The 16,777-nt window shown below is 38.8% G+C and carries 10 protein-coding genes; 5 read left to right on the top strand and 5 right to left on the bottom strand.

The annotated features are described in order from the left end of the window. Window positions 1-919: 919 nt before the first annotated feature. Complete coding sequence (locus tag ACUN24_RS09315; RefSeq protein WP_445562242.1) at window positions 920-2,104, top strand: MFS transporter; 1,185 nt, start codon at window positions 920-922, stop codon at window positions 2,102-2,104. A gap of 318 nt (window positions 2,105-2,422) precedes the next feature. Here the strand turns inward: ACUN24_RS09315 and ACUN24_RS09310 are convergent, their stop codons facing one another. After that, entirely contained in the window at window positions 2,423-3,484 is a 1,062-nt protein-coding gene (locus tag ACUN24_RS09310) for a fatty acid desaturase family protein (protein WP_445562241.1), read from the bottom strand. Continuing rightward, a complete protein-coding gene (locus ACUN24_RS09305; RefSeq protein ID WP_445562240.1) occupies window positions 3,474-4,571 on the bottom strand; it encodes a fatty acid desaturase family protein in 1,098 nt (365 codons plus the stop codon). The genes ACUN24_RS09310 and ACUN24_RS09305 overlap by 11 nt, the downstream gene beginning before the upstream one ends. A 204-nt stretch (window positions 4,572-4,775) precedes the next feature. Between ACUN24_RS09305 and ACUN24_RS09300 the strand changes: the two genes are divergently transcribed. The 3 genes from ACUN24_RS09300 to recA all read left to right on the top strand — a co-directional run bounded on the left by ACUN24_RS09300 (window position 4,776) and on the right by recA (window position 7,836). Beyond that, complete coding sequence (locus tag ACUN24_RS09300) at window positions 4,776-5,729, top strand: hypothetical protein (RefSeq protein ID WP_445562239.1); 954 nt, start codon at window positions 4,776-4,778, stop codon at window positions 5,727-5,729. A 293-nt stretch (window positions 5,730-6,022) separates the two neighbouring features. Further along, entirely contained in the window at window positions 6,023-6,688 is a 666-nt protein-coding gene (gene nth / locus ACUN24_RS09295; RefSeq protein ID WP_132403171.1) for an endonuclease III, read from the top strand. Window positions 6,689-6,822: 134 nt separating this feature from the next. Beyond that, complete coding sequence (gene recA / locus ACUN24_RS09290; protein ID WP_121283406.1) at window positions 6,823-7,836, top strand: recombinase RecA; 1,014 nt, start codon at window positions 6,823-6,825, stop codon at window positions 7,834-7,836. Window positions 7,837-7,911: 75 nt separating this feature from the next. Here the strand turns inward: recA and ACUN24_RS09285 are convergent, their stop codons facing one another. From ACUN24_RS09285 to tsaD, 3 genes are all read right to left on the bottom strand, one after another. Then, window positions 7,912-10,266 (bottom strand): TonB-dependent receptor, encoded by a 2,355-nt coding sequence (locus ACUN24_RS09285; RefSeq protein ID WP_445562238.1) that lies wholly within the window; start codon window positions 10,264-10,266, stop codon window positions 7,912-7,914. Between the two features lie 76 nt (window positions 10,267-10,342). Next, window positions 10,343-10,540 carry a hypothetical protein gene (locus tag ACUN24_RS09280; protein WP_193424058.1) on the bottom strand — a complete coding sequence of 66 codons (198 nt, stop codon included), beginning with the start codon at window positions 10,538-10,540 and terminating at the stop codon, window positions 10,343-10,345. Between the two features lie 387 nt (window positions 10,541-10,927). Next, entirely contained in the window at window positions 10,928-11,929 is a 1,002-nt protein-coding gene (gene tsaD, locus ACUN24_RS09275; protein WP_445562237.1) for a tRNA (adenosine(37)-N6)-threonylcarbamoyltransferase complex transferase subunit TsaD, read from the bottom strand. Between the two features lie 74 nt (window positions 11,930-12,003). On the opposite strand from tsaD, the gene ACUN24_RS09270 reads away from it, so the two are divergent. Next, complete coding sequence (locus ACUN24_RS09270; protein WP_445562236.1) at window positions 12,004-16,431, top strand: translocation/assembly module TamB domain-containing protein; 4,428 nt, start codon at window positions 12,004-12,006, stop codon at window positions 16,429-16,431. The last annotated feature ends 346 nt before the right edge of the window (window positions 16,432-16,777 follow it).

The raw sequence follows: 16,777 nt of genomic DNA, 5'->3' as shown, positions 1-16,777 counted from the left end.
TGGCTAAAGATCCTAAAGATGAAACCATCAGCAAGATTTTAGCTTACAGTAGGTCCTTATAAAATTTACAATAGTTAAAAAAGGTTGTTCCACAGGGTGGGGCAACCTTTTTTTTTGTGTATGGAAAATGGGTGATAGTTCATTGGTTCACTAGCCATTGGTTCATTTGTCATTACCAACGGAAGACCAGATGGTTCATTAGTCAATTTGCCATTGGTTCATTGGTTATTGTAAACTCGCTGGGTTATGGGTTAATAGTTCATTGGCGAACGGCCTAAGCGATAAGGACATAAACTATTTGGCGATCAACCATGAACCATCTGACTATAAACCCTCAACAATTCAAAGCAATCTAGCAATGAACTATTGCCTCAACCATGAACCATCTGACTATAAGCCCTCAACAATTCAACCATGAAGCAATCTAGCAATGAACTATTGCCTCAACCATGAACCATCTGACTATAAGCCCTCAACAATTCAACCATGAAGCAATCTAGCAATGAACTATCGCCTATCAACCATGAACCATCTGACTATAAGCCCTAAACAATTCAACCATGAAGCAATCTAGCAATGAACTATTGCCTATCAACCATGAACCATCTGACTATAAGTCCTCAACAATTCAAAGCAATCTAAAAATGAACTAGCCCTCAACAATTCAACCATGAGCCAATCTAGCAATGAACTATGGCCTATCAACCATGAACCATCTGACTATAACCCTGAACAATTCAACCATAAAGCAATCTAGCAATGAACTATTGTCTATCAACAATGAACCATCCTACCACCTCTTAACTCATCCCTCTCCCACCCCACATCTTCCATCCCCCTATAAATGTCCTAATTTTTACAATCTCCTTCCATAAAAAGCCATACCTTTGCATAGTGTAATTTTAACACTAAGGGCGCTATGAACAAGAACTTACTTCCACTTACTTTAGGCGGTTTAGGCATTGGGATCACTGAATTTGTAATGATGGGCCTGCTGCCCGATATTTCAAAAGATTTAGCAGTAACCATTCCGCAGGCCGGGCATTTAATCTCTGCTTATGCATTGGGTGTAGTAATCGGTGCACCTTTATTAATTATGATTGCAGGCAAATATCCACCAAAAAAGATCTTGATCGCTTTGATGGTTATGTTTACCGTTTTTAACGCTTTCTCTGCCTTTGCCCCAACTTTTAATACTTTATTTATCGCCAGGTTGCTTTCGGGTTTACCTCACGGGGCATTTTTCGGTGTAGGCTCGGTAGTAGCCAGCAGAATTGCAGAGAAAGGGAAAGCCGCACAGGCCGTATCATTAATGTTTATGGGTTTAACCATTGCCAATATTGTAGGCGTACCATTGGGCACCTATATTGGACACAATTTCTCCTGGCGCATATCTTTTGCCGTGGTGGTATTTGTAGGTTTGGTAACCTTATTAAGTTTAAAATTATGGTTACCCGCTTTAGAAGCGACAAAAAACCGCGATTTAAAAGCGGAATTAAGTTTCTTCAAAAAAAGAGAAGCATGGATCATCATTTTCATGATCTCGATCGGAACAGGCGGGTTATTTACCTGGTACAGTTATATCGCTCCATTAATGACAGATGTTGCAGGCTTTTCGTCAAATGCTGTAACTTATATATTAATGCTGGCGGGTTTGGGCATGATGTTCGGCAATTACATTGGTGGACGCTTGGCCGATAAATTTTCCCCGGCAAAAGCATCTGCAGCTTTGTTACTCACTATGGTGGTTACCTTAACCATCGTTCACTTTGTGTCTGCAAGTCAGCCGCTGGCCTTAATCATGACTTTTATTACCGGTGCCGTAGCTTTTTCATTGGCGGCCCCCATCCAGATGTTGATGATCCAGAGTGCCAAAGGCTCCGAAATGTTGGCGGCTTCGGCAAGTCAGGCGAGTTTTAATATTGGTAATGCTTTAGGCGCATTCTTTGGCGGACTTCCGTTAGTGTATGGCTACGATTATACCTCGCCAGCCTATGTTGGTGCCGCAATGGCTTTGGTTGGTGCGTTTTTTGCCTTCTGGCTGATTAAGAGCAATCAAGGTGCAACCGAAGAAGTTAAAGTACCAGTCACTTCTTTTCATTAATTTTGAATGAGAGGATTACAGAATGATTGCATGAGTGGATAAGAAAATACAAGTCATTCTCTCATTCAAAACTCAATCATTCAAAATGAGTTGCCAGCTAAATTTTAGAAAATGAAAGTAGGTGTAAGCAAAAATAGTCAGCCCTGCTGTACACTATAGCCTCGCAAAAAAAGCTCGGGCTGCCGTTTCCATCAGGTTTATTATCAAGGGTCTGTGCCGTTAATTCAAAGACCTGCGCGGCAACTTTTTGAATAAGTGAATGACAGAATGAGAAAATCCAAACCATTCTCTCATTCAAAACTCAATTATTTCACTCATTCAAAACGCTGCCTCTCCCATTCTCTTCAACAGCTTTAAATGAGATTTTATTCCCCCAAAATAACTGGTGCAATTAGGCGTTATGCCACTTTCGTTTAACATTTCGTACAATATTTTACTGATCTGCGGATAATACATATGATGATAGTGCGGAAATAAATGATGGGCAATGTGGTTATTAAAACCGCCTAAAATAAAGTTTGCCGTTTTACTGAAAGGATGCATGTCGTTTGAACTCCTGATCTGGTTCATTAACCAGGAGGCATTAATATAACCCCGCGCATCAGCTTTCGGATATTGTGTTTCCTCTACATGATGAGTCATAAAAAACGTAAACAATAAGAATAACGACTGGCTTAAGTGCATCATTAAAAAACCAAGTAACACCACATACCAGGGCTGGATTGCAAAAATCATTGGCAAAACGAGCAACAAACTGATATAGATAGTTTTTTGGAACACAAACGACAAGTAATACCTCATGTTCTTTTTGGCGCCATAAGCATCATCACTAAATAGAATCACAAAATCTTTAATGAAAATCCAGAACAGCGAATAGCTTGTATAAGCTAATGGCGCATACAGGTGTTGGTACGCATGAAACCAATAATGTTTGCTGCCTGGAACCACGCGAATCAATTTCGATATTTTAAGGTCTGAATCATAATCTTCTACATTTGGCGCATAATGATGAGAATTAACATGGCGCAGTTTCCAAGCCTCAGCATGCGCCCCAACCAATGTATAAATAACTACAAAGCAAATGTGGTTAAGTCGCTTGCTTTTAAAGATGGTATTGTGCGAAAAGTCGTGTGAAAAGTTAAAAGCAAAGAGCAGCGAGATAAAACCATAGATCGCAAAGCAACCCACAAAACCAGTCGGATTAGCGATATGGTACAAAGCTAAATAGGTCAACAAGGTGAGTAAGAAATACACCACAAATTTAACCGCGATGATCCTAATAAATGCAGATTGATCAGCTACCACTTCTTCGCTAACGCGTTTGTATATCGCTTTTAGCAACTGACTATCAGCCGCCACATGAATATGTTTATCCTTCATATCGCATCGGGATTAAGTTTCCATTTCTGCCCATCATTTTCAAGAACCTGAAATGAGAGGCCAGCGATTCGCCATAAGACACTTCCATATAAGTAAGCCCGTGTTTTTTAGCCAGCGCTTTAAAAACTGGAATAATCTCAAGGTAGTGTACATGGCATACGTTAGGAAGCAGGTGGTGTACCGCATGTGCATTAAAGCCGCCCAGTGTCCAGTTTAAAAACCTGCTTTCTGCGTGATAATCTATTGAGGTAAGCAATTGCAGCTTTGGCCAGCTCATATTCAATTTATGATCCTGATCAGGCACCGGGTGAGCTACATAATCCGATAAATGTGCCACGCCTAATACAGCCACAAACAATAGCGAAATGATAAAATGATTTAACAAAAAAGCCATTAAAACCGTCTGCCAGCCGAAAGGCAACAGATAAACAGGCAAAATGATCATATAACCGATATATAAGAGTTTATATATCACCAGCTTTACAGCTTCAGTTCGGGGAATCTCCACTTTAATGGTGCGGCTCGATAAATTGAACAGCATCAATATTTCCCTGAAAAAGAACCAGTTAATGGAATAGAACAGGTAAAGAAACGGTGCGTAAATAAACTGATACCGATGGAACCATAACAAAGGCTGAGATTCAGTCATCCTGAATAATGGATTATTCAGCACATCGATATCACTGCCTTCTATATTGGTATATAAATGGTGCGATTCGTTATGGTTTTTGCCCCATACATAGGCGTTATTTCCCTGAAGGTTAAAACTCAGCGAAAATAGTATCCGGTTCCAGAATTTACTTTTTACTGCTACACCATGGGCCGCATCATGCGAAATATTAAAAGCAGTTAACAAAACAGAAAGTCCCATTAGCAGGTAAAAAGCATAAAATGCAAATACCGAATGACTGGTAATCATTAAGGTGTAGAACAGGATGTCCAAACCGAAGTAAAGGAAAATCTTGAAGAACATTTTTGTGTTCCCGGTTTTCTTTAACCCATTATCAATAAAATACCGTTCAATCTGCTCATTCAATTCTTTATAGAATTCAGAGCCTTCATCTTTTATAAATCTTAATTTGTTCATAACAGTGCGTTTTAATTTTAACCAAATCTAAAGCATATAACAAACTGTAATAAATCTTAAAGGTTACAAAAACCTCAATAATTATCGTTTAAAGAAAATAAACAACACATATAAAGTTTATAAATTATATTTTGCAATTTAATCTTTTGCAATAATCCATTTGATTATTAAAAAACAGTATATTCAATTAAAAAATTAATCTTTATGGATAATCAGCAAGCACTATTTTTTCAAGCCATTAGAACTGCATTGCCCGAATACCAGAACCTGGCATTGAGTGTAGCTGAAGAGTTAGGGATAAGCACCAATGAGGCCTATAAGAAAATCAGGGGCGACAGCAACCTTACTTTTCAGCAAATCATCAAGCTTTCCGATTGCTTTGATATCCCATTTCTTTACAACCCGAAACAATCGTTATCTGTTACGTTTAGCTATTTAAGTGTAAATGAAGATTTAGATATGATTGGCTATCTCCAGAATTTACTGGACAATATAAAAGCCATTAAAAACAGCAATAAAAAACATATCACCATCACCACTGATGATATTCCGCTATTTCATTTTTTCAAGTACCCGGAACTCACCAGCTTTAAACTTTTCTTTTGGGCAAATAGCACCAATAACACAGGAATACCTTTTAGTTCGTCCTATATATCCGACGAAATTATTAAAATTTCGCAGGAGCTGCACGCTGCCTACCTGGAAATACCAAGCACCGAAATATGGTCAAAAGATACGGTAACCGGCACGCTCGAACAGATCAGGTATGCATTCGAAGCTGGACATCTTACTGATAATGAACTGGCTGTAAAAATTGTAGAACAGGTAAGGTATTGCCTAACCGATATGAATATGTATGCCATTAGCAGCAAAAAAACCATCGACCCCGACCATACCTTTAATTGGTATAGTTGTGATGTACTGGGGAGCATTGCCTATCTGGTTGATTTTAAAGACCGCATGACCTGCTACAATAGGTTTAATACTTTTAATTATTTAAAAACCGAAGACCAGTCTTACTGCAAGCAAACCAAACAATGGATGCAGGGGCTGATTATGAAATCAGTTTCTTTTAGCGGCCAGGGAGAAAAACACCGCAATAAATACCTGTATAATGCCTTTGCCGAATGCGATAAGTTACTGAGGGAAATGAGTTAGCCCTTTAACCTGAAGTCCTTAGTCTTGAGTCGATTGTTCAGTCTTGCGTTTCGAATCTGGCGTTTGGCGACAGTTACGAATTCTCCAGGTAAAGATCCTTTGACTACGCAATCAATGGCAGGCTCCAAAAGAATGGTCGTCATCTCGACTGTAGCGCAGCGAAATGGAGAGATCTTTGAACTATGTAAATTCTCCTCTGCGGTCGAAATGACACCACTTGTATATCTGCATCAACCTACCTCTTCCATATCTATTAAGCATATTAATTTTCCATCTTTAACCTATATTTGCACATGCTTAAAAAAGAACGCTACAAACTTTTTGTAGAACATTTTTCGGCCAAGCAGCCTGATGCAGAAACCGAGTTACATTACAATAATCCTTACCAGCTTTTAGTAGCGGTAATCCTTTCTGCACAATGTACCGACAAAAGGGTGAATATGGTAACCCCTGCACTTTTTCAGCGCTTTCCCAATGCCAGGGCTTTAGCTGAAGCGACGCCCGATATTGTTTTCGATTATATCAGAAGCATCAGTTATCCCAACAATAAGGCAAAACACCTGGTGGGCATGGCTAATATTCTTGTTAATGAATTTAACGATGTAGTGCCTTCGGGGATTGACGATTTACAGAAAATGCCTGGCGTGGGCCGCAAAACTGCCAATGTAATTGCCTCAGTAATTTACAATGCACCGGCCATGGCGGTTGATACCCACGTTTTCCGTGTAGCCAACCGTTTGGGATTAACCAATGGTAAAACACCATTGGCGGTTGAAAAGGATTTGGTCAAAAACCTTCCCGAACACGATATTCATATTGCACACCACTGGCTCATCCTGCACGGACGTTACGTTTGCGTAGCCAGAAACCCCAAATGTGATGTTTGTGAAATTACCTACATGTGCAGGTACTTTGAACGGTTAACCGCCCAAAACGAAAGAGACAAATTAAAAGCTTAAAAAATATTTTCACTTTACTATTGACATTAGCCAGAAAACATTTAACTTAGCTAAATATTTTAGCATTATAAATATCAACATTTAAGCATATTAGCCGATAATCAATTATATTTACGCAATCAATGAAAAAAGAAATGAGCACTGCAAATCCAGATAAATTAAAAGCCCTGCAACTTACTTTAGATAAGTTAGAGAAATCATACGGTAAAGGTACCATTATGAAACTTGGCGATTCTGCCATTGAACCAATAGATTTTATTTCTACCGGATCAATCAGTTTAGATATTGCTTTGGGTATTGGCGGAATTCCAAAAGGCCGTGTAATTGAAATTTACGGACCAGAATCTTCTGGTAAAACAACTTTAGCTACACACATTATTGCCGAAGCACAGAAAAAAGGTGGTATTGCTGCTTTTATCGATGCAGAGCATGCTTTTGATCAGTTTTACGCAAAGAAACTAGGTGTAGATACGGATAACCTTTTAATCTCTCAACCAGATAATGGTGAGCAGGCACTAGAAATTGCCGATAACCTGATCCGTTCGGGCGCTATTGATGTAATTGTAATTGACTCTGTTGCGGCTTTAGTTCCTAAAAGTGAAATTGAAGGCGAAATGGGTGACAGTAAAATGGGTTTACACGCCCGTTTAATGAGTCAGGCCTTACGTAAATTAACCGGAACAATTTCTAAAACCGGATGTTGCTGTATTTTCATTAACCAGTTACGTGATAAAATTGGTGTAATGTTCGGTAACCCTGAAACCACCACTGGTGGTAATGCATTGAAATTTTATGCATCGGTACGTTTAGATATCCGTCGTATTTCACAAATCAAAGATTCAGACGAAGTTTCTGGTAATCGAGTTAAAGTAAAAATTGTTAAAAATAAAGTGGCCCCACCTTTCCGTATCGCAGAATTTGATGTGATGTTCGGTGAAGGTATTTCTAAAAACGGAGAAATTGTTGATTTAGGTGTTGACTTTGGCATCATTAAAAAGGCAGGATCCTGGTACTCTTACGGAGACACTAAACTTGGTCAGGGTAGAGATGCTGTAAAACAATTGTTAAGCGACAACCCTGAACTTGCAGAAGAATTAGAAATTAAAATTAAAGCCGAAGTAACAGGCGAAAAATTGGCTGAAAAATAAGCCGGATCAATTCTGTTAAACATAAAAAAGCGCACTGATTTTTAAATTAGTGCGCTTTTTCTATTTTAGATCTGGTTAATAACTAACCGAGATACCAAAGTTTACCGAAGTACCCCTTCCCTTTGAATAAAAGCCCGGTTGCATAAACCACTGTGCCCTTGCCGGGAAATAATCCTGGTTAAATATATTGTCTACACCTAAGGTAAGTTTCGTGTTCTTCTTCACCTGATAAATTCCCGCAAAGCTGAATAAATGATATGCTTTTACCGCACCCTCATTTCCATTATATATGCCGTTCGCATTTTTCTCAAACCTGTTGCGCGAGTTGATACCGGTATAGTTTAGGGTTAAATCCAACACCTTTAATGGACTATAGGTTACTGAAGCAGTAATTTTTGGCGCCGAAATACGGCGGCCATTGAGATATAAGTCGCCGGCATCGTTAAACTTTCCATTTTTATCGATATCACGCTTGCCTTCTGTATAACTGTAACTTGCAGCTAAACCCAGCTGATCAAACAAATGGTAATCGGCCGCCAATTCAAAACCATAAATTTTTTCAGGGTTCCTTGCGGTATTAAACAAACCGGTAGCAGGGTCATAAACCACTTCAATACCTAACTTAGACGTACTGATATAACCCGACGCAGAAAATGTTAATCCGGCAATTTTACTTTCAAAGCCAGCCTCATAATTATTAACCTTTACCGCATCCGTATTGATCTTATCAATGCTGTTTACTTTGGCGTCGCGTAAAGCCAGTCCAATATCCATTACGGAAAAACCCTGAGAGAAACTTACAAAAGGACTAAAAACGTTAAATTGATTATACCTTAAACCTGCATTAAAAAGATAAGTGCTATATTTTAAATTACCTCCGGTTACATCAAAAGATGGCGTAATGGTAGTATTGTTTGCTCCGGTAGTCCTTAAAGTCCGGTAATCATCAACTGCTATATTTACATTTTCGTAACGCAAACCAGTTTTAAATACAAGCTTACTTAAGACATTAAAATCTGCCTGCGCAAAAGGTGCAATATTGGTCATATCCATTGTTGGTACCCATACCCTCCCATCAACCAGCGGCTGTGCGGTTTTATCTTTCATGAAATCTGCACCATAAGCCAGATTCATGTTCAAAAAGTCGAGGTTCAATATTGGTGTTTCCAAAAACAAACGTGCTCCTTTTTTATCATTTTTGGCGAGCGATTGTCCATCGCCCCCATCAAAGCGACCTAAAGAAACATAAAAAACATCTTTACGGGTTTCGTAATAAACATCCGCATTCAAACTCGAATTAAGAAAAGTACTGTCAATCTTGTACGATAGATTTAAATTGTGGTTATAATCTACTCCGGTTGGGATACCAAGCGGTTTTCCTAAAACACCGGTTGCTTTCTGACCAGTTGCCAGATTACCGTTTACCAAAGTAAAATTACTGTTCTGCAAACTGCTGTATGTATTATAGGTAAGCTGAATACGTTGATTTTTTGCCGGTACATAACCTAACTTGGCAAAAGCATTATAGCTATCGGTTTCACCTAAACTGTAGTTTGGCCCTACCACATCACCTTTTGCATCTTTATATTCGCCGGTTTGCTCATACATTCCACTCACCACGTAATCAAATTTACCCAGTTTTCCATAGAACATTTGGTTAATTCTACCCCCTTCAGAGTTTTTAACTTTAACCAGCGATCCGTTTAAATTAAGCTGGGTTTTACCGCTAAACTTTACTGCAGTATCCGGAACCATGGTGATGTAATTCACTAAACCTCCCGCAGCACCATTACCATAAATGGCTGTGGCACCTTTTACCACTTCTATACGTTCAAGTACCGAGGGGTCTATCGATCTTAAATCTACTTCTGCATTTCTTAATGGCGAAGATTGCGAAACACCATCTATCATCACCAGCATTGGGCGACCTCTTAAGTTTTGCCCTACATTATTCCCTGTTTGTGCTGTAGGCGCAAAACCCGGCACCTGATTGGCCAGTATAGTGCTCAAATCCGGCGTGATGGCCATTTCTCTCTCCAGTTTTTTCTTATTTACAATACTAACTGAAGTGGTAATATTTCTAATGTTTTCCGGTTTTCTCGAAGTAGAAATTAACACATCATCCAGCGTATTGGCTACTGGTTCCAATACAAAATTAATAATTGTATCAGCCCTTATGCCCGCAATTTGCTGCGTAAATGATTTATATCCAACAGCATTTACCTGAATACTAAACGAAACACCGCTTTTGATATATAACGTATAATAACCTTTGCTATCCGCCTGGATTTTCTGACCTGGTAAAGAAATGGTGGAGTATGGAACCTCATTTCTTTGATCCTTTATGTGCCCTTCAACCTTCACGTTTTGGGCATACCCCAAAAGAAGATTACACATCAATATGGTAACGATTAGTATAGTTTTTTTCATCTATCTTTAATTTTCGGCAAAGATAGAAAATATACACTAATAAGAATAGGTCTAAATAAGAATTAGAATACCTTAATTAATTCTGGCTGAAAACTGTGTCGAAATCTTTGGTTACATAAACAATTACCAAAAGTGCGGCAATAATCAGAGCACCTAAAATAATCACGCCCCAGCTTCCTTTTAGTTTGTTTTTGTCATTCCTGATTAACCAATATAAAATACCGATTAGCGGTATCGCACAAACAATCCAAAATATTAACGATGCTCCAGTCATATATATAAATTCAATTTAAACAATTCTTGTTGCCAGTTTTCAATTGGCGGTTTAAGGGCTATAATCCCCTAAGCAGTCGTCATCCTGAACTTGTTTTATTAGTTGAATTGATTGCTTTCAATGGTCTAATAGCTACTTCGTGGTCAGGATCTTATCCGGATAATTAATCACCCTGGAGTCCTTTACATCAACTCGCAACGAGCTATCGTTGTAAGATTGCTTCGTCGGCTGAAAAAGCCTTCTCGCATCCAATAGCTATCGGATGACGAACAAAGGATAACCAGTTAAGCAATTTCAACAATTAACCATGTCCAGTTAACAGTTTGCAATATCGCAATGAACAATTCAACAATCAAACAATTGAACAATTGAACCAATGACCCAAAACTAAAACTCCATCCGCGCCATTGGCGAAACATCCTGCCCTACAAAATCCTGTTTCAGGTACTTTTGGTACCCTGCAATGGCAATCATGCCTGCATTATCAGTGCAATACTGAAACGCCGGTATATAGATGTTCCAGCCCAATTCATCGGCTGTTTGTTGCAGGCCATTTCTTAAACCAGAGTTTGCCGAAACACCACCTGCAATAGCAATTTCTTTAATTCCGTATTGCTTTGCTGCTTTCTTTAATTTGTTCAGCAAAATTTGTACAATGCTATGCTGAACCGATGCACAAATATCATCTAAATTTTCGGCAATAAAGTTAGGGTTATCTTTTTCCTGCTTCCTGATAAAATACAGAATAGAAGTTTTAAAACCACTAAAGCTAAAATTCAGCTCTGCGATTTGGGGTTCTGCAAATTTAAACGCCAAAGGATTTCCATGCTGTGCATGTTTATCAATCAGTGGTCCCCCGGGATAAGGCAAGGCCAGTAACTTAGCCGTTTTATCAAAAGCTTCACCAGCAGCATCATCCAATGTTTCGCCTACGATTTCCATATCAAAGTAATCTTTTACCAGCACGATTTGTGTATGTCCGCCAGAAACCGTTAGGCAGATAAAGGGAAAAACCGGCTTTGGATCATCAATAAAATGTGCTAAAATATGCGCATGCATATGATTGACAGAAATTAAAGGTATATTTAAAGCTAATGCAAAAGATTTTGCGAAAGAAACACCAACCAATAAAGATCCTAAAAGACCTGGGCCTCGTGTAAAAGCTACCGCATTAATGTCCTGTTTTGTAACTTTAGCGTTAATTAAAGCTTGTTGCACAGCAGGCACAATATTTTGTTGATGTACCCTTGAAGCTAATTCAGGTATAACACCACCATAATTTTGATGAATTGTTTGGTTTGCAATAACATTGGCAGTAATTTTGCCGTTGTTACAAATAGCAACGGATGTATCATCGCAAGAAGACTCAATAGCAAGTATAACAGACAAATTATTAATATTTAAGCTGCAAAATTATTAAAAAACTATTTAAAATACTCCTTTGGGTAATCGCATCAATAATCTTGCTGGCTGCGCTTCTTGTTTTTTCGCTACAATTTAAGCCTGTTCAAACTTATTTTGCGCAGAGAGCTGCCGCATATTTATCTAAAGAGCTTAAAACCACTATATCAATCAAGAGTCTTTATATCAAGCCTTTTAAATCTATTGTACTCGAAGATTTATTGGTTTTAGATTTACAAAAAGACACTTTATTGAGCACGCCTCAATTTATGGTCGATATCACTAAATTATCCATTGATAAAAAGATCATTGATATCAGTACTGTTCAAATTAACGATGGCCAGTTTTTCCTAAAGGAGTTCAAAGATAAGTCTTCTAATCTCGATTTTATCATTAACTACTTCGATTCTGGTAAACCCAAGGTAAAGAAAAAGAAAAGTAAGCCTTTTGATGTAAGTCTAGGCCGCCTTATTTTAAATAAGTTTGCCTTCAGGTACATCAACTACAGGGCAAAAGATACCGTGCAGGGTAAAAGTGTAAACTTCGATAACGTAAACGTTAAACAGCTGAGTGGAATTTTTGAAGGACTGGACACCAAGAACCATTTGCTTAAAACCAATATCAAAAACCTCACTTTTAAAGAGCGTAGCGGATTTTACCTAAAAAACTTAACGGCACAAACCACGATAGACAGTAATGCGATAGAGCTGAAAAACCTGTTGCTCGAAACCAATCAGAGCCGTTTAACCAATTACTACCAAATGCGGTTTAAAAGCTATAAAGATTTTAACCACTACATAGATAATGTGCGGATGAAGGCTATTTTTAAAGATAGCCATATCACCTCGAAAGATGTTGCATTTTTTGCCCCTGAGCTAAATACCATGAAACTCGACCTCGATGTTGATGGTCAGATTACAGGTTTAGTGAATAACCTTAAAGCCAAAAAATTATCATTAAGAACTGGAAAGGCCACACACATTAAAGGCGATTTTATTTTAAAAGGGCTTCCGAAATGGAAAGAAACTTTTATGGACCTGAACATCGAGATGGCAGGAACAAACAAGACCGATCTTGAGGAAGTGCTGGCGGGCATTACCAACAGCAAAAAGAAAATTGTTCCGGTAATTGTAAACAAATTTGGCAACATCAACTTTAACGGAAGTTTTACGGGTTTTCAGAACGATTTTATTGCCTATGGCGAATTTAAAACCAAACTGGGTCGCATCGTTTCGGATGTGAACATGAAAATCGATAAAAAGGATGTCCCATCTTACACCGGAAACGTAAAAACCTACGATTTTAACATCGGCGATCTGTTAGGTGAAAAGAGCCTGGGCCGGATCAGTTCTTCTTTATATGTGAAAGGCCGTGGAACGGAATTAAAAGATTTAACCGAAAAAATAAATGGCGATGTAGATTATATCGACTTTAACAAATACAGGTACCATAACGTAAAGATTGATGGTACTTTTGATAAAAAATATTTTGATGGCAAGCTGAGCATTAACGACCGGAACATTAAACTGGTATTTGATGGAGGTGTTAACCTGAACCCTAAACTGCCGGTATTCAATTTTAATGCAACCATTTCCAAGGCACGTTTAAAATCCTTAAAACTGTTGAAAGATTCGTTGATGGTGGATGCTAAATTTACCACTAATTTTTCGGGTACCAACCTGAATAACATATCGGGTAAGTTATTGATCGAAGAGATCAGGATGCAAAACCCAAAAGGCACTTACAGCGTAGATTCGGTACAGTTAACAGCCAATGGCACGGGCGCAAGTCGCGTACTGGATATCCGGTCGGATATTTTAGATGCCAGTATTAAAGGCGAATATGATCTCAATTCTATTGCTTCTTATTACAAAGCCATCGCCAAAACGTATATTCCTTCATTAAAGGCCGATATTATAAAATACAAAAACCAGATTTTTCAGTTTAACCTGAAGGTTAAAAAGTTCGAACCACTGGCGCAGATATTTGCACCAGGCCTGGAATTAGAAGAAGGCGCTACATTAACAGGAGATTTCGATTCGCGCAACAATACTGCAACGCTAAACGGTTTTGTGAAGAAACTAAAATACAGTGGTATTGTGGTAAACAACATCATCCTCGATGAAAATACCACCACACAACAACTTCAACTGATTGTAACCTCTGATCGGGTGCAGATTAACGACAGTTTATTTATTAAAGATGTAAACGTTTCCAACATCCTGCGGAACGACAGTCTGGCCTTCAACGTAAAAATGTCGAACGCTGAAGAAGACAATCAGCTCGATTTAAACGGATTGGTAGAGTTCACCAAAAACCAGGATACAACGGCAAGGTTAAGCGTATTGCCTTCTATCTTAAAAATCAATAACGAAGAATGGCGCATCCAGGAGAAAGTACGGATCGTGCTGAACAATGGTAAAACAGAGATCAGTAATTTCGATTTAACCAACGGAAAGCAACAGGTTGTGATTGATGGATTAATTTCAGAAGATCCCAAAGATTTAATCAGTGTGGGCTTTAAAGATTTTAGCTTAAAAACCCTGAACCCTTTTACCAAAGGTTTTGGTGTTAAATTGGGTGGAAACCTTAACGGGAAGACTGATTTGTATGGCATATTAAAAACACTTAGGGTAACAGACGACTTAAAGATCGATTCGTTAAACTTTAATGATATCTATATCGGTACCTTAACCGATACTTCATCATACAGCAATGAAAGCCAAAAGCTTAATGTATTTACCCGCATTGTAGCCGACAATTCGGAGAATTTTAAACTGACTGGAAATGTTGATCTGAAAGAAAAGGAAATCGACCTCAGCGTAAAAATGGATGACAGCAAGCTCACTGTAATTGAGCCTTTCGTTAAACAACTGGTATCTAACTTAAAAGGAAATATCTCAGCCGATTTAACGGTGAAAGGCAAATTAGACAAGCCAGAAATTAATGGTAATTTATCGTTAGATAAGGGACAGCTGATGGTAAACTACCTTAAAACCACCTATGTAATTACCGACAAAGTAGAGGTAAACAATAGTGTGATTAAACTGGACAACTTCACCTTAAGCGATCTGGAAGGCCACGAAGCTACCGCAAACGGCACTGTAGATTTAAATGATATTAACTACCCGACACTGAATGTGAAGGTGAATGCCAATAGTTTAATGGCCCTGAACACTACCTCAAAAGACAATTCCATCTACTATGGCCGCGCATATGGCACAGGTGTATTTACGTTTACGGGGCCAACCAACAAGATGAAGATCGATATTAAGGCGAAAACGGAAAAAGGAACTGTATTTAACCTGCCGCTAAACAGTTCTGAAACCATATCGGATAAAGATTTCATTAATTTCGTGAGCCGCGATTCGACCGTTGTGGTTAAGAAAAGAACAAACTTTGATGGTTTAACCTTAAGTTTCAAATTAACCATTGATCCGAATACCACAGCGAACATATATACCACCCTCGGCAATTTAAGTGGAAAGGGTAATGCGGAGCTGGCCTTAAACATCAATAGTGTTGGTGATTTCGAAATGTCTGGCGATTATATTATTGAGAGCGGAAGTTTCGATTTTACGGCCCAGGAGGTGATCAACAAAAAATTCGACATCAGGCAAGGTGGAACCATCCGCTGGACGGGTAACCCTACTGCCGCGCAGATTAACTTAAAAGCGGTATATGCTTTAAGGGCAAGCTTAAACGACCTTTACAAGGCAGCAAACCGCGACGCGAGCAGTAATGCCAACCAAAGGGTTAATACCGAGGTAGAAATGGGCTTAACGGGCTTACTGTTACAGCCGGATATTAAGCTCGATATCAATTTCCCGGCACAACCTTCAATCAAAGAAGAACTGCAAACCTATCTGAGCGATCAGAACAACCTGAACCTTCAGGCATTCAGTTTAATTATCAGAAGAAGTTTCGCTCCTGGAAATGGTGGGCAGTCGATTGGCAACCAGTTGAGCTCAACCGCTACGAGTACGGCTACGGAATTGGTTTTTAACCAGTTTAACAACGTACTTTCTTCGTTAAACTTAAATTTTGTCGATTTAAACGTACGCTCCTTAAGCGAGGCCAATGCATCGTTTAAGTTCTTTAACGATCGTTTAATTATTAATGCGGGTATTGTAGACCGAAACAGTGCGAACGATTTTACTGTGATCGATTTCTCTAAAGATAATGTGGGTAGAGAGGTTGAGGCACTGTTCTTGATTAAAAAAGACGGAAGCTTAACAGTAAAAGCGGCAAATAAACCACCCACGCAACAGAGTATATTCTTAAACAGCGGAATTAGTTCAACTGCAAACGTTACATCTTTCGGCCTGGTGTATACCCAGCAGTTTGATACTTTTAAAGAGTTTGTTCAGAAAATTTCTGGTGCTTACCGCCGAAACCTGAAAAGAAAGAGCCAGGCACCGGTTAAAACAAATAAATCTTTTAACAAAGACGCGATTATTAACCAGAGTAAAGGAAACCAGAGGAGGTAGAGGTTGGTTCATTTGTTCATTGGTCAATAGTTTATTGGTACGGGCAAGGGCGTCATTTTCCCTCACTCGCTATGGCGAGTAGGTACGACAGCACGCCTTGATTTTAGGGAAGCAATCTTCTCAAAAGGCCACAGGCTAAACGTCTAATAGATCCTGAAACAAGTTCAGGAGGACGAACCGCAGAGTGATTAATCGACACGAATGACTTAAATGACCTTATATTTCTTATATGGTTAAAAACCGATCGGTGGCTATTTGGTTAAGTATAAACCTCAGTTTCGATTATTAATATCCTTTAAAGGCATACTGCAGGCATTTTTCGTTCATAGCCGTCACCCTGAATTTA

This window comes from Pedobacter sp. WC2501, assembly GCF_052682415.1.
The sequence above is the reverse complement of the archived record's forward strand: the minus strand, read 5'-3'. Positions and strand labels throughout refer to the sequence as shown.

Coding starts and splice junctions, on each gene's coding strand:
- recA (WP_121283406.1), top strand. CDS start 6,823: ATGAGCACTGCAAATCCAGATAAATTAAAAGCCCTGCAACTTACTTTA.
- nth (WP_132403171.1), top strand. CDS start 6,023: ATGCTTAAAAAAGAACGCTACAAACTTTTTGTAGAACATTTTTCGGCC.
- ACUN24_RS09300 (WP_445562239.1), top strand. CDS start 4,776: ATGGATAATCAGCAAGCACTATTTTTTCAAGCCATTAGAACTGCATTG.
- ACUN24_RS09280 (WP_193424058.1), bottom strand. CDS start 10,540: ATGACTGGAGCATCGTTAATATTTTGGATTGTTTGTGCGATACCGCTA.
- ACUN24_RS09310 (WP_445562241.1), bottom strand. CDS start 3,484: ATGAAGGATAAACATATTCATGTGGCGGCTGATAGTCAGTTGCTAAAA.
- ACUN24_RS09285 (WP_445562238.1), bottom strand. CDS start 10,266: ATGAAAAAAACTATACTAATCGTTACCATATTGATGTGTAATCTTCTT.
- ACUN24_RS09315 (WP_445562242.1), top strand. CDS start 920: ATGAACAAGAACTTACTTCCACTTACTTTAGGCGGTTTAGGCATTGGG.
- ACUN24_RS09305 (WP_445562240.1), bottom strand. CDS start 4,571: ATGAACAAATTAAGATTTATAAAAGATGAAGGCTCTGAATTCTATAAA.